This is a genomic window from Xanthomonas graminis pv. graminis, from assembly GCF_030168915.1.
Classification (GTDB): Bacteria; Pseudomonadota; Gammaproteobacteria; order Xanthomonadales; family Xanthomonadaceae; genus Xanthomonas_A; species Xanthomonas_A translucens.
In genome coordinates this window covers 954,871-979,308 of sequence record NZ_CP076255.1, presented here as the reverse complement: position 1 = coordinate 979,308, position 24,438 = coordinate 954,871, and the positions used below count along the sequence as shown (strand labels likewise).

The following is a 24,438-nucleotide window of genomic DNA, read 5'->3' as shown; positions in this document are numbered from 1 at the left end:
CGCCGCGCAGGCGGCAGACGAGCGCGTGCGGCGCCGCCAGGCGACGCCGCCGCGCCCGCGCCCGGCTAAACTTGGCGCATGTCCGATCCCGCCCCCACCCTTCCGTCCGCCGCCGCCACCGCCGCCGCCACCGTCGCGCCGCCGCCGCGCTCGCCGAAGCACTGGCCGACCTGGCTGCTGCTCGGCATCGCCGTGGCCGCCGCGCGGCTGCCCTGGCTGCTGCAACGCGCGCTCGGCCGCGGCGTCGGCTGGCTGGCGCTGCGCCTGGCCGGCACCCGCCGCCATGCCGCCGAGACCAACCTGAAACTGTGCTTCCCCGAACAGAGCGAGGCCTGGCGCACGCGCCTGCTGCACGACAGCTTCGATGCGCTGGGGGTGGGCGTGTTCGAATTCGCGCGCGCCTGGTGGGGCAGCCTCGGTCCGATCCGCCGCCGCACCCGCATCGAGGGCCTGGAGCACCTGCGTGCGCTGCAGGCGCAGGGCCGCGGCGTGCTGCTGGTGTCGGGCCATTTCATGACCCTGGAGATGTGCGGCCGCCTGCTGTGCCAGTACGTGCCGCTGGCCGGCATGTACCGCCGCCACCGCAACCCGGTGTTCGAATGGGCGGTCAAGCGCGGCCGCCTGCGCTACGCCATCGCCATGTTCGCCAACGAGGACCTGCGCGGCAGCGTGCGCCACCTCAAGCGCGGCGGGTTCCTGTGGTACGCGCCGGACCAGGACATGCGCGGCAAGGACACGGTGTTCGTGCCGTTCTTCGGCATGCCCGCCTCCACCATCACCGCCACCCACCAGCTGGCGCGGCTGACCGGCTGCGCGGTGGTGCCGTATTTCCACCGCCGCGAAGGCGCCGACTACGTGCTGCGCATCGCCCCGCCGCTGCAGGACTTCCCGTCGCAGGACATGGTCGCCGACACCGCGCGGGTCAATGTCGCGATCGAGGCCATGGTGCGCGAGGCGCCGGCGCAATACCTATGGATCCACCGCCGCTTCAAGCGCCAGCCCGAGGGCCGCAGCGCGTTCTACGAACGCGACTGAGCGCGATATGCGGACGGGGGTAGCCTGGCGCGCTCCAATTCCGCGAGACGCTTCGCGCCGGACCCTCACCCCAATCCCTCTCCCGGTGGCCTGATTAGCGCTGTGTCTCAGCTGTCGTACGCAGTTGCTGCTCTGTGAGCCTTCCCGCGCCGGCCAGGGCACTGGCCAGGCGCGGCACCATGGCGGCCAGGTTGAAGCGGCGATTGAAGCGGTAGGCATGCGCATGCAGGTAGCGCGCGCCGTATTTGGGGAAGTCCACCGCATGGTGGGTGCCGCTAAGCGCCGTTTTGAGATTGCCCAGGATCGTATTGACCCAACGCAGACGAGGCTGCTGGACGCCTTTGCGGCCGCTTCCGGTCACGATGGCATCGTGGGTCAGGCCTGCCCAGCCCACACCGGTGAACGCTGTCAGCCCATCACTGACGACATGGGTGCCCGGTGCCAGTGCCTGCTGAGCCCACGTGTGCACGACGCTTCTTCGGAAGCTGGAGACCACATCCAGGCGGAGATAGCGCGGGCGCCCTTGATGCAGGGAAACCGCTGCAATAAACGGCACTTTATTGCGCCACTGCGGTTGGCCTGGACCACCGGCGCGTTCGCCGCCCAGATAGGCATCATCGATCTGGACCTCTCCGTCGAGCCGGCGTGACTGCTCACGATCGGCCATCGCCGACATCACTTTGTGCTTGATCCGCCATGCAGTGCGATAGCACACGCCCAGTTGCCGAGCCAGTTCCAGCGCAGCAATTCCGTTCTTGGCTTGGCTCACCAGATAGATGGCCAGCCACCACACCCGCAAGGGAAGCTTGGTGTCTGCCATGGGCGTGCCGGCGGTCAAGCTGGTCTGTACCCGGCAGCGCGCGCACTGCCACAGGTGCTGGCGTCCCCGCTCAAAGCCACTGGCATGCGTGTGTCCGCACTGCGGACACACGAAGCCATTGGGCCACCTGGCCTGAACCAAGGCCTCGACACATTGCGCCTCGGAGCCGTAGCGGCTCAGAAAAGCCGGAATCGAAAGCCCCTTTTGGAACTGGATCCGATTGAGCGTCATCGCCGTATCTCACTGAAGAACCTGCATTTCTAAACCAAGGCAGCATCACCAGCTGAGACACAGCGCTAATCAGGCCGGCGGGAGAGGGGCTAGCTGTTCCTTCCCCCACCGGGACCATGGCCCGCTTTTCGGCGAAAGGTAGCCCGAAGCGCAGGATGAGGGTCCGGGCATAGCCTCGCGCACCCAAATCAAGGCTGCCCAACAGGGTTGAAGCCCCACAACGCAGAACGCCGGGCAGTGCCCGGCGCTCCGTCACGCGATCGCAGGGGCGATCAGCCCAGCAGGTGCGCCACGCCGCTGCGCTCTTCTTCCAGCTCGGCCAGGGTCTTGTCGATGTACTTCTGGCTGAAGTCGTCGATCGGCAGATCCTTGACCAGGGTGTACTCGCCGTTCTCGGTGGTCACGGCGAAGCCGAACATCACGCCTTCCGGGATGCCATAGGAGCCGTCGGACGGCACGCCCATGGTCACCCACTTGCCGTTGCTGCCCAGCACCCAGTCGCGCACGTGGTCGATGGCGGCGTTGGCGGCCGAGGCAGCCGAGGACGAGCCGCGCGCTTCGATGATCGCCGCGCCGCGCTTGCCCACGGTCGGGATGAAGGTGCCGGCGTTCCAGTCCTGATCGTTGATCGCATCGGCCACGGAGGCGCCGTCGGCGGTGGCGAAACGGTAGTCCGGGTACATGGTCGGGCTGTGATTGCCCCACACCACCAGCTTCTCGATGCCGCCGACCGGCTTGCCGAGCTTGAGCGACAGCTGGCTCAGCGCGCGGTTGTGGTCCAGGCGCAGCATGGCGGTGAAGTTCTTCGGGTTCAGGTCCGGTGCCGACTTCATCGCGATGTAGGCGTTGGTGTTGGCCGGGTTGCCGACCACCAGCACCTTGACGTTGCGGCTGGCGACCTTGTTCAGGGCCGCGCCCTGCGCGGTGAAGATCTTGGCGTTCTCCAGCAGCAGGTCCTTGCGCTCCATGCCCGGGCCGCGCGGACGCGCACCGACCAGCAGGGCGACGTCGGCGTCCTTGAACGCCACTTCGGCGTCGTCGGTGCCGACCATGCCGGCCAGCAGCGGGAACGCGCAGTCTTCCAGCTCCATCATCACGCCCTTCAGCGCGGCCTGGGCCTTCTCCATCGGCAGCTCGAGCAGCTGCAGGATCACCGGCTGGTCCTTGCCCAGCATTTCGCCGGAGGCGATACGGAACAGCAGGGCATAGCCGATCTGGCCGGCAGCGCCGGTCACAGCAACACGTACGGGTGTCTTCATGGGGGGTTCCTCTGCTAAAAAAGGGATAAGGGAATCAGTAGACGCGGTAGCCGAGCGGCAGCAGGTGCGCGTCCAGGGCGGCAGTGTCGTAGCCGTCGATGACGTACTGGCCGATCACCGTGATCGGCATGCCTTCGCGGCCAAGTGCCGCGGCGGCCAGGCGGCCTTCCTCCTGCTCCACGTCGAGCACCCGGTAGCGGACCTGGGCACGTTCGAAATCGGCCTGCTGCCGGCGGCAGTAGCCGCACCAGTCGGCGGCCAGCATGACGATGCCGTCGGCGCCGGTGAGCCGCCGCGGATCGCCGGCCGCCAGCGCTGCCGCCGCCGGGGTTGCCTGCGCACTGCGCCACCACGCGTGCACGCCGCCACCGATTCCGAGCAGCAGCATGCACAGCAAAAGGGGATGCATCGTCATCGAGGCTCGGGCGCGGCAATCAACCGGCAAATGTTAGCACGCAGGCCATCGGCGACCGGCCGCCAGGGCCGGTCGCGGCGGCACTCAGGCGTCGAGCAGGCGGTTCCACTCGGCGACGCGGTCGGCCTTGGCCGCCAGCACCGCATCGGTGTCGCCTTCGATGCTGATCTTGTTGATGGCATCGCCCTGGGCGACGCTGTCCACCACGTCCAGGCCCTGGGTCACCTTGCCGAACACGGTGTGCTTGCCGTCCAGCCACGGGGTGGCGGTCTGGGTGATGAAGAACTGGCTGCCGTTGGTGCTGGGACCGGCATTGGCCATCGACAGCACGCCGCGATCGTGGCGCACGCCGTTGTTGGTCTCGTCCTCGAACCGGTAGCCCGGGCCGCCGCGGCCGGAGCCTTCCGGGCAACCGCCCTGGATCATGAAGTCGGGGATCACGCGGTGGAAGCTCAGCCCGTCGTAGAAGCCGCGCTTGGCCAGGTTCACGAAGTTGGCCACGGTCAGCGGCGCCTTGTCGGGGTACAGCTCGATCGTGATCGGGCCGCGGGCGGTGTCGAAATGGGCGATCAGGGACATGGGATTCCTTGGAAACGGTGGCGTCATTTGGGGCGCATAGAATACACGGCGGCCTGTTTGGCCCGCTTCCGGCACCGCCAACGGCCCTGTCGCCGCTGCCTGAATCCTGAACCAGCAGGCGCGCCGGGATGCAGGTATAATAGCGGGCTTACTCTCCTTCCTTTCTGGCGCCGGTTGGCCCCCTTTCGCATGTCCATCGAAAATCTTCGCAATATCGCCATCGTCGCCCACGTCGATCATGGCAAGACCACCCTCGTCGACTGCCTGCTGAAGCAGTCCGGCACCCTCTCCGAGCGCACCGTGCTGGCCGAGCGCGTGATGGACAGCAACGATCAGGAAAAGGAGCGTGGCATCACGATCCTGGCCAAGAACACGGCCATCACCTGGCAGGGCAACCGCATCAACATCGTCGACACCCCCGGACACGCCGACTTCGGCGGCGAAGTGGAACGCGTGCTGTCGATGGTGGACTCGGTGCTGATCCTGGTCGACGCGATGGACGGGCCGATGCCGCAGACCCGCTTCGTGACCCAGAAGGCCTTCGCGATGGGCTTCAAGCCGATCGTGGTGGTCAACAAGATCGACCGTCCGGGCGCACGTCCGGACTGGGTGATCGACCAGGTGTTCGACCTGTTCGACAAGCTCGGCGCGACCAATGAGCAGCTCGATTTCCCGATCGTCTACGCCTCGGCGCTGCACGGCTACGCGAGCCTGGACGACAGCGCCCGCGAAGGCGACATGACCCCGCTGTACGAAGCGATCATGAAGCACGTGGCACCGCCGCAGGTGGACCCGGACGGCCCGTTCCAGATGCGCATCAGCCAGCTGGACTACAACAACTTCGTCGGCCTGATCGGCATCGGCCGCATCCAGCGCGGCAAGGTCAAGAAGAACATGCCGGTCAGCATCGTCGACCGCGAAGGCAAGAAGCGCCAGGGCAAGATCCTGCAGGTGCTGGGCTTCATGGGCCTGGAGCGGGTGGAAGTGGAAGAGGCCGAGGCCGGCGACATCGTCGCCATCTCCGGCGTGGCCGACATGAGCATCTCCGACACCATCTGCGCGCTCGATACCCCGGAAGCGCTGCCGGCGCTGACCGTGGACGAGCCGACCATCTCGATGACCTTCCAGGTCAACAACTCGCCGTTCGCCGGCAGCAAGGAACACAGCGGCGGCAAGTTCATCACCAGCCGCCAGATCCGCGAGCGCCTGGAGCGCGAGACGCTGCACAACGTCGCGCTGAAGGTCGAGGAAGGATCCGACCCGGACAAGTTCCTGGTCTCCGGCCGCGGCGAGCTGCACCTGTCGGTGCTGATCGAGAACATGCGCCGCGAAGGCTTCGAACTGGCCGTGTCGCGCCCGGAAGTCATCGTCAAGGAAATCGACGGCAAGCTGATGGAGCCGGTCGAGCAGCTGGTGGTGGACATCGAAGAGCAGCACCAGGGCGGCGTGATGGAAAAGCTGGGCGTGCGCAAGGGCCAGCTGAAGAACATGGAGCCGGACGGCAAGGGCCGCGTGCGCCTGGACTACATGATCCCGGCGCGTGGCCTGATCGGCTTCCAGAACGAGTTCCGCACCCTGACCCAGGGCTCGGGCCTGCTGTTCCACGTGTTCGACCATTACGGCCCGAAGGAACAGGGCGCCATCGCCAAGCGCCAGAACGGCGTGATGATCGCCAACGCCGCCGGCGCCACCCCCGCCTACTCGCTGGGGCCGCTGGAAGAGCGTGGCCGCCTGTTCGCCGCCGAAGGCGACAACGTGTACGAAGGCCAGCTGATCGGTATCCACTCCAAGGACAACGATCTGACCGTCAACGCGATCAAGACCAAGCCGCTGACCAACATGCGCGCCTCGGGCAAGGACGATGCGATCAAGCTGACCCCGGCGATCAAGTACACGCTGGAACAGGCGCTGGACTTCATCGAGGACGACGAGCTGGTCGAAGTCACCCCGAAGGAAATCCGCCTGCGCAAGAAGTTCCTGACCGAAAGCGATCGCAAGCGCGCCGGTCGCGGCGGCTGATCGCCAAGTTCCCGTGGCCAGCAAGAAGGCGTACAACCCGGATCCGCATGCGCATCCGGGCCTGCACCTGATCGCACTGCTGGAGGCCGGCAAGGGCCTGCTGGCGGTGCTCGCGGCCACGGGCCTGGAACTGATGGGCCCGCTGCCGCTGCGTGCGGCAGTGGGCCGGCTGATCGTGCGTTTCAGCCTGGACCCGGAGCACGGCGCGCTGCCGTCGCTGCTCACCATGATCAATCCCGGCGCGGTGCACCTGGCCGCCGCCGGCATGCTCGCCTACGGCGTGCTGCACATCGTCGAAGCCTGGGGCCTGTGGCGCGCCAAGGCCTGGGCATCGATGCTCGGCTGCGTTTCTGCCGCGATCTATCTGCCGTTCGACATCTACGCGATCGTGCGCCATCCCGGCTGGGCGTCCTGGGCGGTCCTGGCGATCAATCTGGCCGTGGTCGGCATCCTGGCCCGCGACCTGGTCCGGCGCCGGCGGCGTCCTGCCCTCTGAGCGTCTGCGCGCAGGCGCCCGCACCGGTTTGCCAATCCGCATAGCGCTGCGTAGCCTCCTGGGGAACGACTCCCGGGGACTGTGCCGATGCGTCTGCTGCCCGCCCTGTTGCTGTGCGGCGCCCTCGCCGGCTGCCGACACGCCGCCCTGCCCGAGACCGCACTGTCCGACACCACCGCGACCTCGCCTGCGCCGGCCACGTTCGCCCATGCCGAAGCCGACATCGCCACGCTGCAGGCGCAGATGGCGCGCGGCACGCTCGACAGCGCCGGCCTGACCGCGGCCTACCTGCAGCGGATCGACGCGCTGGACCGGCGAGGACCGGCGCTACACGCGCTCATCGAGCGCAATCCGCAGGCGCTGGACGAAGCGCGGCAACTGGACGCCGAACGCCGCGCCGGGCATCTGCGCGGCCCGCTGCACGGCATCCCGCTGGTGCTCAAGGACAACATCGATGCGCGGCCGATGGCCAACTCGGCCGGCTCGCTGGCGCTGGCCGAGTTCCATCCGCCGCACGACGCCTTCCTGGTGCAGCGCCTGCGCCAGGCCGGCGCGGTGATCCTGGGCAAGAGCAACCTCAGCGAGTGGGCCAACTTCCGCTCCAGCAAATCCAGTTCGGGTTGGAGCGCGCGCGGCGGGCAGACGCGCAATCCGTACGTGCTGGACCGCAATCCCTGCGGCTCCAGCGCCGGCACCGGCGTGGCGGTGTCGGCGAACCTGGCCGCGGCCGGCATCGGCACCGAGACCGACGGCAGCATCGTCTGCCCGGCCGCGGTGAACGGCCTGGTCGGACTGAAACCGACCGTCGGCCTGGTCAGCCGCGACGGCATCATCCCGATCTCCGCCAGCCAGGACACGGCCGGACCGATGACCCGCAGCGTCGCCGACGCCGCGACGCTGCTGAGCGTGCTGGCCGCGCCCGACACGGCCGATCCGGCCACCGCCGCGGCACCGCGCCCCTCCGGCTACGACTACCGCATGCACCTGCGCGGCGACGCGCTGCGCGGTGCGCGCATCGGCCTGCTGCCCTCGCCGCTGACGCAGAGCGCGGATATCGCCGCGGCGCAGGCGCGCGCGGTCGCCACGCTGCGCGCGGCCGGCGCCACCGTGGTCGCTGCGCGGATCCCTGGCGCCGGGCAATGGGACGCCGCCGAACTGCGCGTGTTGCTGACCGAATTCAAGGCCGGGCTGGAGCGCTATCTCGCCACGCGCGCAGCGCCGCTGCGCACCCTGGCGCAGCTGATCGCGTTCAACCGCGCGCATGCCGACACCGAGCTGGCGCACTTCGATCAGGCCTTGTTCGAACAGGCGCAGGCCACCCGCGGCCTCGACGACCCGGCCTACCTGGCGGCGCGTGCGCAAGCCAAACGCCTCGCTGGCCCCGATGGCATCGACGCCGCCCTGCGCGCGCAGCGGCTGGATGCGCTGATCGCCCCGAGCACCGGCCGCGCCTGGAAGACCGACCCGCTCCATGGCGACGATTTTCCCGGCGCCAGCTATGGCGCAGCGGCGGTCGCCGGCTATCCCAGCCTGACCGTGCCGATGGGCGCCAGCGACGGCCTGCCGCTGGGATTGGTGTTCCTCGGCAGTGCCTGGAGCGAACCGCGGCTGATCGAACTCGGCTACGCCTACGAACAGCGCAGCCGTGCGCGCACGCCGCCGATGTTCTTGCCGACGCTGCCGCAGGCTAAGCAACATCCGTAAAGCGGGTAGCACCGCAACGGGCGCCAACAACAGAAGGCCTGTAGGAGCGGCTTCAGCCGCGACCGGAACTTTCCGAAGGTGCCTGTCGCGGCTGAAGCCGCTCCTACAACGGCCTGCGGATAGCCGGGTGGGTGCACTGCGGGAGCGGCTGCAGCCACGACAACTTCCGAAGCCGGAAGGCCCGCCGCTACGCTCGTCGCGACTGAAGTCGCTCCCACAAGGGCATCCGCAGCCCAGTCGCGCCACGAGCTCTTTTGTGGGAGGGACTTCAGTCCCGACTGCATGACCGTTCGGGCAATGCACCACTTCGCCGGTCGCGGCTGACAATGGCTCCTGCAGGTTGCGTTGCCTGGTGCATTGCCTGCGAGCGATGCGCCCGCAGCAACGCACGGGCGCGGCAGGCGCCTGCCGCAGCACGACGATACGGCACAAACGCAGCGCTATGCCGTATCCGGCCGCGGCGCGTCCGGATCCTGCACCCCTGTCACCGCCGGTGCGCCATCCTCGGCGCCGGGCGAGCGCATCGCCGCCGAGTCGCTGGTGGTCGATGGCGGCCGCGGTGCCGCGCGCGCGGTGTCCGAAGCGATCTCCGCACGCATCCTCGGCAAGGCATACGGATGTTCGCGGGTCAGGAAATCGATCATCCGCTCGCGCACGATGCAGCGCAGGTCGAACGCATCGCCGGAGTTGCGCGCACTGACCAGCAGGCGCACCTGGATCGTGCTCTCGCTGGTCTCGGTCACCTGGGTCACGCAGACGCGGCCATCCCACAGCGGCTCGCTCTTGCAGATCCGCTCCAGCTCGGCGCGCAGCTGCGGCATCGGCGTGCGGTAGTCCAGCCACAGGAACGCGGTGCCGAGCAGGTCGGCGCTGCTGCGCGTCCAGTTCTGGAACGGGTTCTCGATGAACCAGGTCAACGGCACCACCATGCGCCGCTCGTCCCAGATCCGCACCACCACGTAGGAACTGCCGATCTCCTCGATACGGCCCCACTCGCCTTCGACGATGACCACGTCGTCGAGCCGGATCGGCTGGGTCAAGGCGATCTGCAGGCCGGCGATCAGGTTGCCGAACACCGGCTTGGCGGCGATGCCGGCGACCAGGCCGATGATGCCGGCCGAGGCCAGCAGCGTGGTGCCGATCTGCCGCACTGCCGGGAAGGTCAGCAGCACCACCGAGGTGCCGAGCAGGATGATCGTGCCCATCGCCACGCGCGCCAGCACCCGGGTCTGGGTCTGGATGCGGCGCGCGGCCAGATTGTCGGCCACTTCGATCGGATAACTGCGCAGGATCGCCGCTTCCAGCGCGGCGGCGCCGCGTACCAGCAGCCAGGTCACGCAGCCGATCATGCCGATGTGCAGCAGGTGCTGCAGGTCGGTCAGCGCGCGCGGCTCCAGCGGCGTGGATTCCAGCGCGAAACTGAGCATCAGCATCGGCAGCAGGAACGCCATCGGCACGCTGAGCACGCGCACGATGCGCGCGCGCCGGTAGTCGCGACCGCGCATGCGCTGCGCGATGCGCAGCAACAGCCACCAGGCGAGGAAGCCGAGCACCACCGCGGCGCCGATCGGCAGCGTGTAATTGCGCCACAGGATCCATTGGAGATCCAGGTTCAAGATGCGCTCCTTGAAGGGGGGAGGAGGCGCGACAGTGTGGCAAAGCGGGTATGAGCGCGATGTCGAGCGGCGCGATGCGCGCGCCAGCCGCGCGCCCGGCGCAGGCAACGCGTGGGTTGCGTGCGCCGGGCGTCGGCGCGGCCTCAGTCCGTCGTCAGCGGCACGATACGCCCGTTCTGCTTGCGCACGATCGCCAGCGCGATCTCCAGCGACTGCTCGTAGTTCAGGCGCGGATCCACGCTGGAGCGGTAGGCCCGCTCCAGGTCGCGCTCGGTCAGTTCGCGCGCGCCGCCGGTGCATTCGGTGACGTCTTCGCCAGTCAGTTCCAGGTGCACGCCGCCCAGCCGCGTGCCGGCTGCGGCATGGATGTCGAACGACTGCTCCACCTCGCCCAGCACGTTGGCGTAGCGCCGCGTCTTGTAGCCGTTGCTGGTGCTCTCGGTATTGCCGTGCATCGCATCGCATACCCACAGCACGCGGCGGCCGTCGCGCTTCACCGCGTCCAGCAGCGGCGGTAGCTTCTGCGCGATCTGCGCCGCGCCCATGCGGTGGATGAAGGTCAGCCGGCCCGGTTCGTCCTCGGGATTGAGCACGTCGATCAGGCGCAGCAACTGGTCCGGCTGCGCCGACGGCCCGACCTTGATCGCGATCGGGTTGCGGATGCCGCGGAAATATTGCACGTGCGCGCCGTCCAGCGCCGCGGTGCGCATGCCGATCCACGGATAGTGCGTGCTGAGGTTGAACCAGCCCCACTGCCGCGGCACCTCGCGGGTCAGCGCTTCCTCGTACGGCAGCAGCAGCGCTTCGTGCGAGGTGTAGAAATCGACCCGGTTGAGGTTGTACAGCTGCGCGCCGGACAGCGTCTCCATGAAGCGCACCGCATCGCCGATCGAGGACACCATCTTCTGGTAGTCCTCGGCCAGCGGCGAATAGCCGACCCAGCTCAGGTTCCAGTACTCGGGATGGTGCAGGTCGGCGAAGCCGCCATCGATCAGCGCACGCACGAAGTTCATCGTCATCGCCGAACGCGAGTGCGCGGTGATCATCCGCCGCGGATCGGGCACGCGCGCCTGCGCGGTGAACTCCGGGCCGTTGACCACGTCGCCGCGGTAGCTGGGCAGGGTCACCCCATCGCGCGTTTCGGTATCGGCCGAGCGCGGCTTGGCGTACTGGCCGGCGTAACGCCCCACCCGCACCACCGGCAGGCGCAGGCCGTGCACCAGCACCAGGCTCATCTGCAGCAGCACCTTGAGCCGGTTGGAGATCGTGCCGGACTCGCAATCGCTGAAGTTCTCCGCGCAATCGCCGCCCTGCAGCAGGAAACGCTTGCCTTCCTGCGCCTCGGCCAGCTGCTTCTTCAGCGCGAAGATCTCCCATGAAGTGACCAGCGGCGGCAGGCGGCGCAATTCGCCCAGCGTCGCCTCCAGCGCCTGCGCGTCCGGATACACCGGCATCTGCAGCGCGGGTTTGCCGCGCCAACTGGCAGGCGCCCAGGACGGCTGGGTGGATTCGGGCGCGGCGGCGGGGACGGACAGATTCATGAAAGGACTCCTTGGCAACCTGCGATGTTCGCAGAGCCTGGCCGCGACGCAAAGCACTACGTGACGCGCGCGCAGCCGTGGCCGCAACCGACGCCGGGACATGAACGCCAGGCAAAGCACGCAAGCCAGCCATGACTTCCGACCTACGCCAGCGCCGCCGCGAAAGTAGAATGTTATTACATTACAGATTTGCATCCCTTCCATTCCAGGTCTCGCCTACGCCATGACGCCCCGCCCCCTTTCCGCCGCCATCGCCCTCGTCCTGCTGGCCGCCCCCGGCTTCGCACTCGCCGCCGATGCCGCCAGCGCCGATGCCGGCGCCCAGCGCACCACCGACCTGGATGCGGTCACCGTCACCGCCAAGCTGGAGGCGGCACGCAACGCGCTGTCGCCGGACATCGGCAGCAGCCAGTACGCGATCACCGCCGAGGACATCGAGCGCTTGCCGCTGGGCGCCTCCACCCCGCTCAACCAGGTACTGCTGCAGGCCCCGGGCGTGGTCCAGGATTCCTACGGCGGCATCCACGTGCGCGGCGACCACGCCAATTTGCAGTACCGCATCAACGGCGTGCTGATCCCCGAATCCATTTCCGGTTTCGGCCAGAGCCTGGACCCGCGCACGATCAAGAGCATCAAGCTGCTCGACGGCGCGCTGCCGGCGCAGTTCGGCGAGCGCACCGCGGCGGTGGTGGACATCACCACCAAGAGCGGCGTGGAACTGGGCAACGGCGGCAGCGTCGGCATCACCGCTGGCTCCTACGGCACGCTCAATCCGAACGCCTCCTGGTGGGGCAGCAGCGGCCGCTGGAGCTGGTTCGTCACCGGCGACTACGAGCAGAACAAGCTCGGTCTGGAGAATCCGGTCGACAGCCGCAATCCCGAGCACGACAAGACCCACCAGGGCAAAGGCTTCGCAGACCTCAGCTACCTGATCGACGAGAACACCCGGCTCAGCCTGCTGGTCGGCTACGCCAACAACCGCTTCCAGATCCCGAACAATCCCGGGCAAACGCCGGCGTTCGATTACCTGGGCACGACCGACTTCGACTCGTCCAGGCTCGACGAGAACCAGCGCGAGAACACCCGCTTCGGCACCCTGGTGCTGCAGGGTTCGCTCGGCGCCACCAGCTATCAGCTGTCGGCCGGGCAGCGCTACAGCAGCGTCGCGTTCTCGCCCGACATCGCCGGCGACCTGATCTTCAACGGCGTTGCCTCGCAGGTGGACCGCAGCAACCGCGCCAACACCGTGCAGGCCGACTTCTCCACCCCGCTCGGCGACGCGCACACCTTGCGCTACGGCGTGTACGGCAACTTCGAGCATGCCGTCGCCAGCAACAACTCCTACGTGTTCCCGGCCGATGCCGACGGCAACCAGAGCGGCAACGCGCCGATCTTCATCCCCGACGCCAGCCGCTTCCACGCCAGCACCTACGCGCTGTACCTGCAGGACGAATGGAAGATCGGCGACGACTGGACCGTGAACTACGGCGTGCGCGGCGACCGCTACAAGGCGTTCGGCACCACCGAAGGCCAGCTCAGCCCGCGCCTGGGCGTGGTCTGGCAGGCCAGCGCCGACACCATCGTGCACGCCGGCTATGCGCGCTACTTCACCCCGCCGGCCAGCGAACTGATCTCCACCAGCGACATCGCCCTGTACGACGGCACCACCAACCAGCAGTCCACCGCCGGCGGCGCGACCACGCCGCTGAGCGAGCGAAGCGACTACTACGACATGGGCATTTCGCAGGTGGTCAACGAGCACCTGACCCTGGGCCTGGACACCTACTACCGCAAGGCCGACCGCCTGCAGGACGAAGGCCAGTTCGGCGCCGCCTACATCTATTCCACGTTCAATTACCGCTACGGCCGCATCCGCGGCGCCGAGTTCAGCGCCGACTACGACAACGGCCCGGTCACCGCCTACTTCAACGTCGCCTACAGCAAGGCGATGGGCAAGCGGGTCATGACCAGCCTGTACAACTTCGATCCGGACGCGCTGGCCTACGCCTACGACAACTGGATCCACCTGGACCACGACCAGAAGTTCACCTCGTCCGGCGGCATCAGCTACGCGATCGACGACGCCAGCCGGATCGGCGCCAACTACCTGTTCGGCAGCGGTCTGCGCACCGATACCGACACCGTGCCCAATGGCGGCGAGCTGCCGTCGTACTTCCAGTTGAACCTCAGCGCCGGCCACGACTTCGCGCTCGGCGCGCATCCGCTGCACGCGCAGGTGGCGGTGCTCAATGTGCTCGATCGCGCCTACCAGCTGCGCGACGGCGGCGGCATCGGCGTGTTCGCCCCGCAATGGGCGCCGCGCCGCGGCGTCTACCTGAGCCTGCAGCAGGATTTCTGAGGCCGCTACGCAGCCAGGCCGCGCCCGCGACGGGCCGGCCTGGATGCATGGATGGGGTGCACAGCGCAGCGATCGTTCACAGCGGCTGCACCACCGCTGCCCGCGGATTCACGCCATCCGTTTACCGCCTACAGCAACCATGTAGGAGCGGCTTCAGCCGCGACAGGGTCTTACCGATGGCGCCTGTCGCGACTGAAGTCGCTCCTACAAGGGCGGCTCGCTCCCGGCCGACGGCAAGGCGCGTAGCGCCCGAATCTCAGTGCAGCGAACGCCGCCGTGCCTTGAACCCGGCATACAGCGCGTACAGCGCCAGCGCCACGAAGCAGATCAGACACCACATCGGCATCGACAGGCCGAGAAAGCGCCAGTCGATGTTGCCGCAGTCGCCGGTCCCGGTCAGCACCCGGCGCAGCACCTCGAACGGCCCCAGCGTCTCGCGCAGGAAGCTCAGCGGCGGACCGCAGGAGGCCATCGGATCGGGAAACAGCTGCACCGACACGTGCTTGGTGGAGATGCCGGCGCCGATGGCCGCGGCCAGAAACGTCAGCACGCCATACACCTTGCGCCCACCGCTGCGTGCCGGCCCGTGCAAGGCGCCGAGCAGGAACAGCAGGCCCAGCGCGGCGAACGCGATGCGCTGGAAGATGCACAGCGGACAGGGCTCGATCCCGAGCTGCAGCTGCACGTAGATCGCATAGCCCAACAGCCCGGCACAGATCAGAAAGCCGAACAGGAACTGCGCGCGGAAACTCCAGCGTAACGGGTTCATCGGGTCGGGCTCACATGAACGGTCCACGCATTATCCGCCATCGCCCGCCTCGCCACCATGTGCCGTGCGTCCTTGGGTGCAGCGAACGCGGCGGCCGGTGCGCGGCGCAAACCGCCGCCCCCAGACGCAAAAAAGCCCGGACATGCCGGGCTTCTTGCTGACGCGGTGCGGACCGGAGTTACTCGGCTACTTCTTCGGCGATCGCGGTCGGGCGATCGACCAGCTCCACGTACGCCATCGGCGCGTTGTCGCCGGCGCGGAAGCCGCACTTCAGGATGCGCAGGTAGCCACCCGGACGCGACTGGTAACGCGGACCCAGCTCGACGAACAGCTTGCCCACCGCTTCCTTGTCGCGCAGGCGAGAGAAGGCCAGACGGCGGTTGGCAACCCCATCGATCTTGGCGATGGTGATCAGCGGCTCGGCGACGCGACGCAGTTCCTTGGCCTTCGGCAAGGTGGTCTTGATCAGCTCGTGCTTGAACAGCGAGGCCGCCATATTGGAAAACATCGCCTTGCGATGGGCGCTGGTGCGGTTGAACTTGCGGCCGGATTTCTGGTGACGCATGGTCTTGATTCCTATGGAAAGTTGAAACTGCTGGAGATCGCTGTCGCCGTCCTGGCGTTGAACAATGGACTGCGGATGGTCCGAGCCGGCCGTCCTTGACCGGACAACGCCGCGGGCTTAGCGACCCGTCGACGTAATGGTGCGTTTGATGCTGCGCGAGTCGCCGCAAGGGCGCCCGTGCGTGCGCGGACAGGCAGCGTCCGTGGCCGATGCCAGTGCGGCATCGGCCAGGTACGCGTGCTTAGCCGAGCATGCCGTGCTGGGCGACGCCGGCCGGCGGCCAGTTCTCCAGCTTCATGCCGAGCGACAGGCCACGCTGGGCCAGCACTTCCTTGATCTCGGTCAGCGACTTCTTGCCGAGGTTCGGGGTCTTGAGCAGTTCCACTTCGGTCTTCTGGATCAGATCGCCGATGTAGTAGATGCTCTCGGCCTTCAGGCAGTTGGCCGAACGCACGGTCAGTTCCAGATCGTCGATCGGACGCAGCAGCACCGGATCCACGCCGTTGCTGGCCGGCTTGGCCGCGCCACGGTCGCGATGGGTGAAGTCGCCGAACACCGACAGCTGATCGCTGAGGATGTCGGCGGCGGTGCGCACGGCTTCCTCGGCATCGATCGTGCCGTTGGTCTCGATGTCCAGGACCAGCTTGTCCAGGTCGGTGCGCTGCTCGACGCGCGCCGATTCGACCGCGTAGGCGACGCGACGCACCGGCGAGAACGACGCATCCAGGATCAGGCGACCGATGGTGCGGGTTTCCTCGTCCGGACGGCGACGCGCGGCGGCCGGCTGGTAGCCGAAGCCACGCTCGATCTTCAGACGCATGTTGATCGCCATATCCTTGGTCAGGTGGCAGATCACGTGGTCGTTGTTGAGGATCTCGACGTTGTGGTCGGTCTTGATGTCGGCGGCAGTGACCGTGCCCGGACCCTGCTTGGACAGCGACAGCGTGGCGCTGTCACCCGTATGTATGCGGATGGCCACGTCCTTGAGGTTGAGCAGGACATCCAGCACGTCCTCCTGCAGCCCTTCGACCGTGGTGTACTCGTGCAGCACGCCGTCGATCTCGACTTCGGTGATCGCGAAGCCGGGGATCGAGGACAACAGCACGCGACGCAGGGCATTGCCCAGCGTATGCCCATACCCGCGCTCCAAGGGCTCGATTACGACCTTGGCGCGGTTGTCGGTAAGGCGTTCGATCTGCGGCCCACGGGGGCGCAGAACCTGGTTGGCGGTAACCGTCATGTTGCGGGTTCTCCTGACGAGCCTCCGTTGCCGGAGGCTCTCCAATGTGATTACTTCGAATACAACTCGACGATCAGCGCTTCGTTGATGTCAGCAGGCAGGTCCGCACGATCCGGCACGGCCTTGAAGATGCCGCTGAACTTCTTCGAATCGACCTCGACCCAGGACGGGTTCAGGTCGTGCGTTTCGGCAACGGTCAGCGCTTCCTGCACGCGAAGCTGCTTCTGCGCCTTCTCCGACAGGGTGATCGCGTCGCCGGCCTTGACCTGGTACGAGGCCAGGTTCACCGACTTGCCGTTGACCATCACGCCACGGTGCGACACCAGCTGGCGCGCGGCCGGACGGGTGACGGCGAAGCCCATGCGATAGACGACGTTGTCCAGGCGGGTTTCCAGCAGCTGCAGGAGGTTCTCGCCGGTGTTGCCCTTCTTGGTCGAGGCCTTCTTGTAGTAGTTGCGGAACTGACGCTCCAGCAGACCGTAGATACGCTTGACCTTCTGCTTTTCGCGCAGCTGGGTGGCGTAGTCGGACAGCTTGCCCTTGCGGGCGGTCGCGCCGTGCTGGCCGGGCTTTTGCTCCAGCTTGCACTTGGAGTCCAGCGCACGCGCCGGGCTCTTGAGGGAAAGATCGGCGCCTTCACGGCGCGCGAGCTTACAGGTAGGACCGATATAACGAGCCATTTCTTATCGCTCCTTTAGACGCGACGCTTCTTCGGCGGACGGCACCCGTTGTGCGGGATAGGCGTCACGTCGATGATGTTGGTGATCTTGTATCCGACGTTGTTCAACGAACGGACGGCGGACTCGCGACCCGGACCCGGGCCCTTGATGCGCACTTCCAGCGACTTCACGCCGTAGTCGAGCGCAGCGCGCCCGGCCTTCTCGGCGGCAACCTGCGCCGCGAACGGCGTGGACTTGCGCGAACCGCGGAAACCGGCGCCACCGGAGGTCGCCCAGGACAATGCATTGCCCTGACGGTCGGTGATGGTCACGATGGTGTTGTTGAACGAAGCGTGGACGTGGGCGACGCCGTCGGTGACGACGCGCTTGATCTTCTTCTTGGTCTTTGTTGCTGCGGGCTTAGCCATGTCTGTCCCTTACTTCCTGATCGCCTTGCGCGGGCCCTTGCGGGTGCGGGCGTTGGTGCGGGTGCGCTGACCACGCAGCGGCAGGCCACGACGATGACGCAGGCCGCGGTAGCAGCCCAGGTCCATCAGTCGCTTGATGGCGATGCCCACTTCGCGACGCAGGTCGCCTTCGACGATGTACTTGCCGACTTCGAGGCGCAGGCGCTCGATTTCCGGTTCGGACAGGTCACGGATCTTGGTGCTCGAGGTCACGCCTGCGGCTTCGCAGACCTTCTTCGAACGGGTACGGCCGATGCCGAAAATGCTTTGCAACCCGACCCAGACGTGCTTCTGGGCTGGCAGGTTGACGCCTGCAATACGCGCCATGACGCGGTTCTCCAACTGAGTGATGGCCCGACGGCGCACTACAGCGCCATCCGGCAGGATGGATCAAAAAGTGAACTTGTAAGTCTAGCAAGGTCTCGGGTTACATGGAAGCCCGTGGAACCTTTCGGTTCCGCAAGCCCGGCATGGGGAGTGTGCCCATGCTCCGGCGCCGGACGTCGTTGGCCGAGGTGAGGATCCACCTCGGCCGCCCGCGCTACTCCAGCGCAGGACCACCACGTCGCACCCACGCACGAGACCGCTGCATGGGCCGCCCTTCAAGTCGGAAGACTGCGCCCGGGAACCGAGGCGTCTTCGCGGAAGGAAGTCAAATTATAGCAATCAACCGCGGGCGAAACCGCCGCCGCGCGAGCCACCCTTGAGGTTGGCCTTCTTCAACAGGCTTTCGTACTGGTGCGACATCAGGTGCGCCTGGATCTGCGCGATGAAGTCCATCACCACCACGACCGCGATCAGCAGCGAGGTGCCGCCGAAATGGAACGAGGTGCCGAGCTGCGTGCGCATGATTTCCGGCAGCAGGCACACGATCACCAGGTACAGCGAGCCAGCGGCGGTCAGCCGGGTCAGCACGCCGTCGACGTAATCGGCCGTGGCCTTGCCCGGACGGATGCCCGGAATCAGCGCGCCGGACTTCTTCAGGTTATCCGCGGTTTCCTGCGAATTGAACACCAGAGCGGTATAGAAGAACGCGAAACCGATAATCAACGCGGCGAACACGATCATGTGCACCGGCTCGCCCGGCCCGAGGGCATTGGCGATGCGCTGCAGCACGCTGCCGAAGGTGCTGTTGGACGCGGCCTGCCCCGACCACATCGACAGCGTCGCCGGGAAGGCGAGGATGCTCGAGGCGAAGATCGGCGGAATCACGCCCGCCATGTTCAGCTTCAGCGGCAGGAACGAGGTCTGGTTCATGTACGCGTTGCGGCCGCCCTGGCGCCGCGCGTAGTTCACCGTGATGCGCCGCTGCCCGCGCTCGACGAACACCACGAACAGGGTGAAGGCGAGAATGGTCAACACGATCAGCAACAGCGAGATGAAACTCATGTTGCCGTCGCGGTAGGCTTCCACGGTTTGGATCGACGCCGCCGGCAGGCCGGCGACGATGCCGGCAAAGATGATCAGCGACACGCCGTTGCCGATGCCGCGCTCGGTGACCTGCTCGCCGACCCACATCAGGAAGATGGTGCCGGCGGTCAGCGCGATCACCGCGGTGAGCACGAAGCCCATGCCCGGCGCATACACGACCGGCGCACCGCCCGGTGCCGTCTGGTTCTGCAGCGCCAGCGCGATACTGCCGCCCTGCACCACCGCCAGCAACACCGCGCCGATGCGCGAATATTGGGTGATCTTGCGCCGGCCGGACTCGCCCTCCTTCTGCATCGCCTTCAGCGACGGGAAGATGTGCGTGGCCAGCTGGATCACGATCGATGCCGAGATGTACGGCATCACGTTCAGCGCGAAGATGCTGAAACGGTGCAGGGCGCCGCCCGAGAACATGTTGAACATGTCCACGATGCCGCCGCCCTGCGCCTGCATCAGCGCAAGCATGGCTTCGGGATTGACGCCCGGCACCGGCACGTAGCAGCCGATGCGGTAGACGATCAACGCGCCGAGAACGAACAACAGGCGCTGGCGAAGTTCCGTGAACTTGCCAAGCCCGCCGCCGAGGTTACCCATGCCAGCCTGCGCCATCTGCGTGTTACTCCTGCACGCTGCCGCCGGCAGCTTCGATTGCCGCCTTGGCACCAGCGGTCGCGGCGATTCCCTTGAGCACGAACTTCTTGCTCAGCTCGCCCTTGAGGACGACCTTGGCCTTCTTCGCGGTGCTCGGGACCAGCTTGGCAGCGCGCAGCGCGGCGAAATCGATCTCGCCTTCCGGCAGGTTGTCGAGCTGGTAGGACAGCACTTCGGCAGTGTCCTTGGCCATCTTGGAACGGAAGCCTATCTTCGGCAGACGGCGCTGCATGGGGGTCTGGCCGCCTTCGAAGCCGGCCTTGATCTTGCCGCCGCCCTTGCGCGCGAACGAACCCTTGTGGCCGCGCCCGCAGGTCTTGCCCAGGCCCGAACCGATGCCGCGACCGACGCGGGTACGCTCGGTACGCGCGCCTTCGGCGGGCTTCAGATCATTCAGATGCAAAGTCATGGTCGCTTACTCCTCAACCTGGACGAGGTAGTGAACCTTGTTGATCAGGCCCCGCACCTGCGGGCTGTCCTTCAGTTCACGCACATCGTTGAGCTTGTTCAGGCCCAGCGCGCGCACCGACAGGCGGTGACGCGACTGGGTACCACGAAGGCCGCGCACCAGGCGCACCTTCACCGTCTTGTTGGACGCATTAGCCATGAGTGAGTTCCTCCACCTTCTTGCCGCGCTTGGCCGCGATGCGCGACGGCGACTGCATGTCTTCCAGGCCGCGCAGCGTGGCGCGCACCAGATTGATCGGGTTGCGCGAACCGACGGCCTTGGCCAGCACGTTCTTGACCCCGACCGCTTCCAGCACGGCGCGCATCGCGCCGCCGGCGATGACGCCGGTACCTTCCGACGCCGGCATCATGAACACGCGCGCCGCGCCGTGGCCGGACTTCACCGCGTGCCACAGGGTGCCGTTGTTCAGATCGATGTTGAGCATGCCCTTGCGCGCATATTCCATCGACTTCTGGATCGCGACCGGCACTTCGCGCGCCTTGCCGTAACCGAAGCCGATCTTGCCGTTGCCGTCGCCGACCACGGTCAGCGCGGTGAAGGTGAACTGGCGACCGCCCTTGACCGTCTTGCTGACGCGGTTGACCGCGACCAGCTTTTCGATCATGCCGTCGTCGACTTTCTCTTCGCGGTTGCGGTCGCGATCACGACCCCGCGGTGCACGCTGTTCTTCAGCCATTGTGTATTCCTTGGTAGTTGAAAGATTTACGGCTTGCATGCCGCTTGTAGTTGTTGACTGGAACCGTGTTCCCCGGACGCGCGCACAAGGCGCGCCAAGGTCCGATGCGGCCCGCATCGGCAGGTCGGGCGCGGCGTGGACGCCGCACCCGCAAGGATCAGAACTGCAGGCCGCCTTCGCGCGCGGCGTCGGCCAGCGCCTTGATGCGGCCGTGGTAGCGGTAGCCCGAGCGGTCGAAGGCGACCTTCTCGATGCCCGCAGCCTTGGCGCGCTCGGCGATCAGCTTGCCGACCTTGACGGCCGCCTCGCTGTTCTTGCCGCTCTTCAGGCCGTCCTTGACGTCGGCCTGCAGGGTGTTCGCCGCAGCGATCACCTTGGAGCCGTCGGCAGTGAAGACCTGCGCGTACAGGTGCTGGCCGGTGCGCAGCACCGACAGGCGCGCGACGCCGAGTTCGCGGATGTGCGCACGGGTCGACTTGGCGCGGCGCAGGCGGGCGATGTTCTTGTTGATGGTCATGTCTATGTCCTACGGAAGCTGAAGGAAAACAGGCTTTTGCGTTGAAGACTCCGGCCATGGATGGCAGGGCTCGTCGCAGAAGAGCCTGCGTTATGCCTTCTTGGCTTCCTTGCGAATGATGGCTTCACCGGCGTACTTCACACCCTTGCCCTTGTAGGGCTCCGGCGGACGGAAACCGCGGATCTTGGCGGCGACTTCGCCGACGCGCTGCTTGTCGGCGCCCTGCACCACGATCTCGGTCTGAGTCGGGGTGGCCAGGGTGATGCCTTCCGGCGCCGTGAACAGGACGGGGTGCGAGAAACCGAGCGCCAGGCTCAGGTCCTTGCCCTGCATCGTGGCACGGTAACCGACACCGACCAGCTCGAGCTTGCGCTCGAAGCCTTCGGACACGCCGTGCACCATGTTCGCCAGGATCGCGCGGACGGTGCCGGTGATGGCGATCTGCGACGGGTCGTTGGCCGACAGCGTGGCGACACCGTCTTCCTGCTTGATTTCGACGCCAGCGGGCTTGATCAACGACAGGGTGCCCTTCGGGCCCTTGACGCTCACCAGCTCGGGCTGGACATTCAGTTCGACGCCCTTCGGGAGGGAAATCGGCTTCTTGGCTACGCGGGACATTTACTTACTCCTTCCCTTAGGCCACGAAGCACAGGACTTCGCCACCGACGCCGGCCTGACGGGCCTGCGCATCGGTCATGATGCCCTTGGACGTGGAAATGATGGCAACGCCCAGGCCGCCGAGAACCTTCGGCAGTTCGGCCTTACCGCGATACTGACGCAGACCCGAACGGGACACGCGCTTGAGCGTATCGATGACCGGACGGCCCTCGAAATACTTCAGCACGATTTCCAGTTCGGACTTGTTGTTCTCGATCGGGTTGACGCGCAGGTCGCCGATGTAGCCTTCGGCCTTCAGCACTTCTGCGATCGCAACCTTGATCTTGGAGGACGGCATTTTCACCGTCGGCTTGCCAACCGCGGCCGCATTCTTGATGCGGACCAGCAGGTCGGCGATGGGATCAGTCATGCTCATGGTGTCTACCTTTGAGTGCACCGATATCCGCTTTCGCGAAAATCTTGTGATGTGTAACTGTGGAATGACGCGGTGATGTGAAGCGTGGGGCGTCCTGGAGAAGGCCAGGGCCTGTTTGCCGCAACCCAACCTGCCAGGCGCAGGCAAGGAGCGGGATTATACGACAAAAAGTCCGACTTGCGTCGGACTCGTTGACTGAACAGCACGCGGGCGGGCGACCGCCCTGCCCCGGGCTCCGCGAACGGAGCCGGGACAGCCGGCTGTTACCAGCTGGCCTTGCGCAGGCCCGGCACGTCGCCGTTCATCGTCGCCTTGCGCAGCATGTTGCGGCCGAGGCCGAACTTGCGGTACACGGCGCGCGGACGACCGGACAGCTCGCAACGGGTGCGATGACGGCACGGCGAGGAATCGCGCGGCAGCTTCTGCAGCTTGACCACCGCCTCGGCCTTCTCGTCGTACGACGAGCTGTCGGCGGAGATGATCTTCTTCAGCGCGTCGCGCTTGTCGGCGAACTTCTTCGCCAGCTTCTTCCGCTTGATGTCGCGGTTGACCATGGAGGTCTTTGCCATTTCGATGCCTTTTCGAATTAGAAAGTCCGGCCATGGATGGCCGGGCTCTTGATCAGGAACGATCGTTAATTGCGGAACGGGAACTTGAACGCTTCGAGCAGCGCCTTCGCTTCGGCGTCGGTCTTGGCGGTGGTGGTGATGGCGATATCCATACCGCGGATCGCATCGACGGCGTCGAAGTCGATTTCCGGGAAGATGATCTGTTCCTTCACGCCCATGTTGAAGTTGCCGCGACCGTCGAACGAACGACCGGACACACCACGGAAGTCGCGCACGCGCGGCAGCGAGATGTTGATCAGGCGGTCCAGGAACTCGTACATCTTGGAGCGACGCAGCGTGGTCTTGCAGCCGATCGGCCAACCATCGCGGATCTTGAACGACGCCACCGAGATACGCGACTTGGTGACCACCGGCTTCTGGCCGGAAACCTTGGCCATGTCGGCCACGGCGTTTTCCAGGATCTTCTTGTTCGTCGCCGCCTCGCCCACGCCCATGTTCAGGGTGACCTTGACCAGCTTCGGCACTTGCATCGGATTGGTGTAACCGAACTTCTTCATCAGAGCCGGTACCACTTCTTCCTTGTAGATCTTTTCGAGACGGGAATTCATTGTGTCATTCCTCAGGCGTCGAGCGCCTCACCGCTGGAGCGGAACACACGCAGTTTGCGTCCATCCTCCAGCACCTTGAAGCCAACGCGCTCGCCCTTGCCCGTTGCCGGGTTGACGATCGCCACGTTGGAGATATGGATCGACGCTTCACGCTCGACCACGCCGCCGGCAACGCCTGCCTGCGGGTTCGGCTTGGTGTGGCGCTTGACGATGTTCGCGTTGGAGACGATCACGCGATCGCCGTCGACGCGGACGATTTCGCCCTGCTTGCCCTTGTCCTTGCCGGTAGTGACGACGACCTGGTCGCCCTTCTTGATACGGTTAGCCATGTGTATGTCCTCCGCTCACAGCACTTCAGGAGCGAGCGAGACGATCTTCATGAACTTCTCGGAACGCAGCTCGCGGGTAACAGGCCCGAAAATGCGTGTGCCGATCGGCTCCTGCTTGTTGTTGAGCAATACCGCAGCGTTGCCGTCGAAGCGGATCAGCGAACCGTCGGGACGACGCACACCCTTGCGGGTACGCACCACGACGGCGTCGTAGACCTCGCCCTTCTTGACCTTGCCGCGCGGGATCGCGTCCTTGACGGTGACCTTGATGATGTCGCCAATGCGCGCGTAGCGGCGCTTGGAGCCGCCGAGCACTTTGATGCACATCACTTCCTTGGCACCGGAGTTATCGGCGACATCGAGGTAGCTCTGCATCTGGATCAT

28 protein-coding genes are annotated in these 24,438 nt (G+C 66.3%); 5 read left to right on the top strand and 23 right to left on the bottom strand.

Features of this window, described 5'->3' with window-relative positions; translation table 11 throughout:
- The first annotated feature begins 78 nt into the window (after positions 1-78).
- On the top strand, positions 79-1,035 hold the full coding sequence (locus KHF85_RS04290; protein WP_284568632.1) for an LpxL/LpxP family Kdo(2)-lipid IV(A) lauroyl/palmitoleoyl acyltransferase: 957 nt from the start codon (positions 79-81) through the stop codon (positions 1,033-1,035).
- Between the two features lie 94 nt (positions 1,036-1,129).
- Here KHF85_RS04290 and KHF85_RS04285 read toward each other — a convergent pair whose 3' ends face one another.
- From KHF85_RS04285 to KHF85_RS04270, 4 genes are all read right to left on the bottom strand, one after another.
- Positions 1,130-2,086, bottom strand: a complete 957-nt coding sequence (locus KHF85_RS04285; protein ID WP_284566649.1) for an IS1595 family transposase — start codon at positions 2,084-2,086, stop codon at positions 1,130-1,132.
- A gap of 272 nt (positions 2,087-2,358) precedes the next feature.
- Positions 2,359-3,345 (bottom strand): malate dehydrogenase, encoded by a 987-nt coding sequence (locus KHF85_RS04280; RefSeq protein ID WP_003470612.1) that lies wholly within the window; start codon positions 3,343-3,345, stop codon positions 2,359-2,361.
- A 34-nt stretch (positions 3,346-3,379) separates the two neighbouring features.
- The gene (locus KHF85_RS04275; RefSeq protein WP_284568631.1) at positions 3,380-3,754 is read right to left on the bottom strand and encodes a glutaredoxin family protein; all 375 of its coding nucleotides are present in this window, start codon (positions 3,752-3,754) and stop codon (positions 3,380-3,382) included.
- Between the two features lie 90 nt (positions 3,755-3,844).
- Positions 3,845-4,339, bottom strand: a complete 495-nt coding sequence (locus KHF85_RS04270) for a peptidylprolyl isomerase (protein WP_284568630.1) — start codon at positions 4,337-4,339, stop codon at positions 3,845-3,847.
- 189 nt (positions 4,340-4,528) lie between these two features.
- On the opposite strand from KHF85_RS04270, the gene typA reads away from it, so the two are divergent.
- The 3 genes from typA (at position 4,529) to KHF85_RS04255 (ending at position 8,558) form a co-directional block, all read left to right on the top strand.
- On the top strand, positions 4,529-6,358 hold the full coding sequence (typA, locus tag KHF85_RS04265) for a translational GTPase TypA (protein WP_003470617.1): 1,830 nt from the start codon (positions 4,529-4,531) through the stop codon (positions 6,356-6,358).
- Positions 6,359-6,371: 13 nt separating this feature from the next.
- Entirely contained in the window at positions 6,372-6,854 is a 483-nt protein-coding gene (locus KHF85_RS04260) for a DUF2127 domain-containing protein (RefSeq protein WP_003479613.1), read from the top strand.
- An 87-nt stretch (positions 6,855-6,941) separates the two neighbouring features.
- Entirely contained in the window at positions 6,942-8,558 is a 1,617-nt protein-coding gene (locus KHF85_RS04255; RefSeq protein WP_284568629.1) for an amidase, read from the top strand.
- Positions 8,559-8,998: 440 nt separating this feature from the next.
- Here KHF85_RS04255 and KHF85_RS04250 read toward each other — a convergent pair whose 3' ends face one another.
- Both KHF85_RS04250 and KHF85_RS04245 read right to left on the bottom strand, forming a co-directional pair.
- On the bottom strand, positions 8,999-10,168 hold the full coding sequence (locus KHF85_RS04250) for a mechanosensitive ion channel family protein (protein ID WP_284569472.1): 1,170 nt from the start codon (positions 10,166-10,168) through the stop codon (positions 8,999-9,001).
- Positions 10,169-10,317: 149 nt separating this feature from the next.
- Positions 10,318-11,715 (bottom strand): class II 3-deoxy-7-phosphoheptulonate synthase, encoded by a 1,398-nt coding sequence (locus KHF85_RS04245; RefSeq protein ID WP_284568628.1) that lies wholly within the window; start codon positions 11,713-11,715, stop codon positions 10,318-10,320.
- Positions 11,716-11,938: 223 nt separating this feature from the next.
- Between KHF85_RS04245 and KHF85_RS04240 the strand changes: the two genes are divergently transcribed.
- On the top strand, positions 11,939-14,074 hold the full coding sequence (locus KHF85_RS04240) for a TonB-dependent receptor (RefSeq protein WP_284568627.1): 2,136 nt from the start codon (positions 11,939-11,941) through the stop codon (positions 14,072-14,074).
- A 256-nt stretch (positions 14,075-14,330) separates the two neighbouring features.
- Here the strand turns inward: KHF85_RS04240 and KHF85_RS04235 are convergent, their stop codons facing one another.
- From KHF85_RS04235 to rplN, 17 genes are all read right to left on the bottom strand, one after another.
- A complete protein-coding gene (locus tag KHF85_RS04235; protein ID WP_064538338.1) occupies positions 14,331-14,843 on the bottom strand; it encodes a disulfide bond formation protein B in 513 nt (170 codons plus the stop codon).
- A gap of 178 nt (positions 14,844-15,021) precedes the next feature.
- Positions 15,022-15,408 carry a 50S ribosomal protein L17 gene (rplQ, locus tag KHF85_RS04230; protein WP_064538339.1) on the bottom strand — a complete coding sequence of 129 codons (387 nt, stop codon included), beginning with the start codon at positions 15,406-15,408 and terminating at the stop codon, positions 15,022-15,024.
- A 241-nt stretch (positions 15,409-15,649) separates the two neighbouring features.
- Positions 15,650-16,648: a DNA-directed RNA polymerase subunit alpha gene (locus KHF85_RS04225; protein WP_003470629.1), complete on the bottom strand. Its 999-nt coding sequence runs from the start codon at positions 16,646-16,648 to the stop codon at positions 15,650-15,652.
- Positions 16,649-16,698: 50 nt separating this feature from the next.
- Positions 16,699-17,328 (bottom strand): 30S ribosomal protein S4, encoded by a 630-nt coding sequence (gene rpsD, locus KHF85_RS04220; protein ID WP_064538340.1) that lies wholly within the window; start codon positions 17,326-17,328, stop codon positions 16,699-16,701.
- Between the two features lie 14 nt (positions 17,329-17,342).
- On the bottom strand, positions 17,343-17,735 hold the full coding sequence (rpsK, locus tag KHF85_RS04215; protein WP_284568626.1) for a 30S ribosomal protein S11: 393 nt from the start codon (positions 17,733-17,735) through the stop codon (positions 17,343-17,345).
- Between the two features lie 9 nt (positions 17,736-17,744).
- On the bottom strand, positions 17,745-18,101 hold the full coding sequence (gene rpsM / locus KHF85_RS04210; RefSeq protein WP_003470634.1) for a 30S ribosomal protein S13: 357 nt from the start codon (positions 18,099-18,101) through the stop codon (positions 17,745-17,747).
- A gap of 339 nt (positions 18,102-18,440) precedes the next feature.
- A complete protein-coding gene (gene secY, locus KHF85_RS04205) occupies positions 18,441-19,811 on the bottom strand; it encodes a preprotein translocase subunit SecY (protein WP_003470636.1) in 1,371 nt (456 codons plus the stop codon).
- A 7-nt stretch (positions 19,812-19,818) separates the two neighbouring features.
- On the bottom strand, positions 19,819-20,262 hold the full coding sequence (gene rplO / locus KHF85_RS04200; protein WP_003470637.1) for a 50S ribosomal protein L15: 444 nt from the start codon (positions 20,260-20,262) through the stop codon (positions 19,819-19,821).
- A 6-nt stretch (positions 20,263-20,268) separates the two neighbouring features.
- A complete protein-coding gene (gene rpmD, locus KHF85_RS04195; protein ID WP_003470639.1) occupies positions 20,269-20,460 on the bottom strand; it encodes a 50S ribosomal protein L30 in 192 nt (63 codons plus the stop codon).
- Positions 20,453-20,998 (bottom strand): 30S ribosomal protein S5, encoded by a 546-nt coding sequence (gene rpsE, locus KHF85_RS04190; protein WP_064538341.1) that lies wholly within the window; start codon positions 20,996-20,998, stop codon positions 20,453-20,455. The genes rpmD and rpsE overlap by 8 nt, the downstream gene beginning before the upstream one ends.
- A gap of 157 nt (positions 20,999-21,155) precedes the next feature.
- Entirely contained in the window at positions 21,156-21,515 is a 360-nt protein-coding gene (gene rplR, locus KHF85_RS04185) for a 50S ribosomal protein L18 (protein WP_003470642.1), read from the bottom strand.
- A 90-nt stretch (positions 21,516-21,605) separates the two neighbouring features.
- The gene (gene rplF / locus KHF85_RS04180; protein WP_053838146.1) at positions 21,606-22,133 is read right to left on the bottom strand and encodes a 50S ribosomal protein L6; all 528 of its coding nucleotides are present in this window, start codon (positions 22,131-22,133) and stop codon (positions 21,606-21,608) included.
- A gap of 16 nt (positions 22,134-22,149) precedes the next feature.
- On the bottom strand, positions 22,150-22,548 hold the full coding sequence (rpsH, locus tag KHF85_RS04175; protein ID WP_003470646.1) for a 30S ribosomal protein S8: 399 nt from the start codon (positions 22,546-22,548) through the stop codon (positions 22,150-22,152).
- A gap of 263 nt (positions 22,549-22,811) precedes the next feature.
- Positions 22,812-23,117 carry a 30S ribosomal protein S14 gene (gene rpsN / locus KHF85_RS04170; RefSeq protein WP_009607347.1) on the bottom strand — a complete coding sequence of 102 codons (306 nt, stop codon included), beginning with the start codon at positions 23,115-23,117 and terminating at the stop codon, positions 22,812-22,814.
- A 65-nt stretch (positions 23,118-23,182) separates the two neighbouring features.
- Complete coding sequence (gene rplE / locus KHF85_RS04165; protein WP_039007512.1) at positions 23,183-23,725, bottom strand: 50S ribosomal protein L5; 543 nt, start codon at positions 23,723-23,725, stop codon at positions 23,183-23,185.
- A gap of 11 nt (positions 23,726-23,736) precedes the next feature.
- Positions 23,737-24,054 carry a 50S ribosomal protein L24 gene (rplX, locus tag KHF85_RS04160; RefSeq protein ID WP_009607346.1) on the bottom strand — a complete coding sequence of 106 codons (318 nt, stop codon included), beginning with the start codon at positions 24,052-24,054 and terminating at the stop codon, positions 23,737-23,739.
- Positions 24,055-24,069: 15 nt separating this feature from the next.
- Positions 24,070-24,438 carry a 50S ribosomal protein L14 gene (gene rplN / locus KHF85_RS04155; protein ID WP_002811674.1) on the bottom strand — a complete coding sequence of 123 codons (369 nt, stop codon included), beginning with the start codon at positions 24,436-24,438 and terminating at the stop codon, positions 24,070-24,072.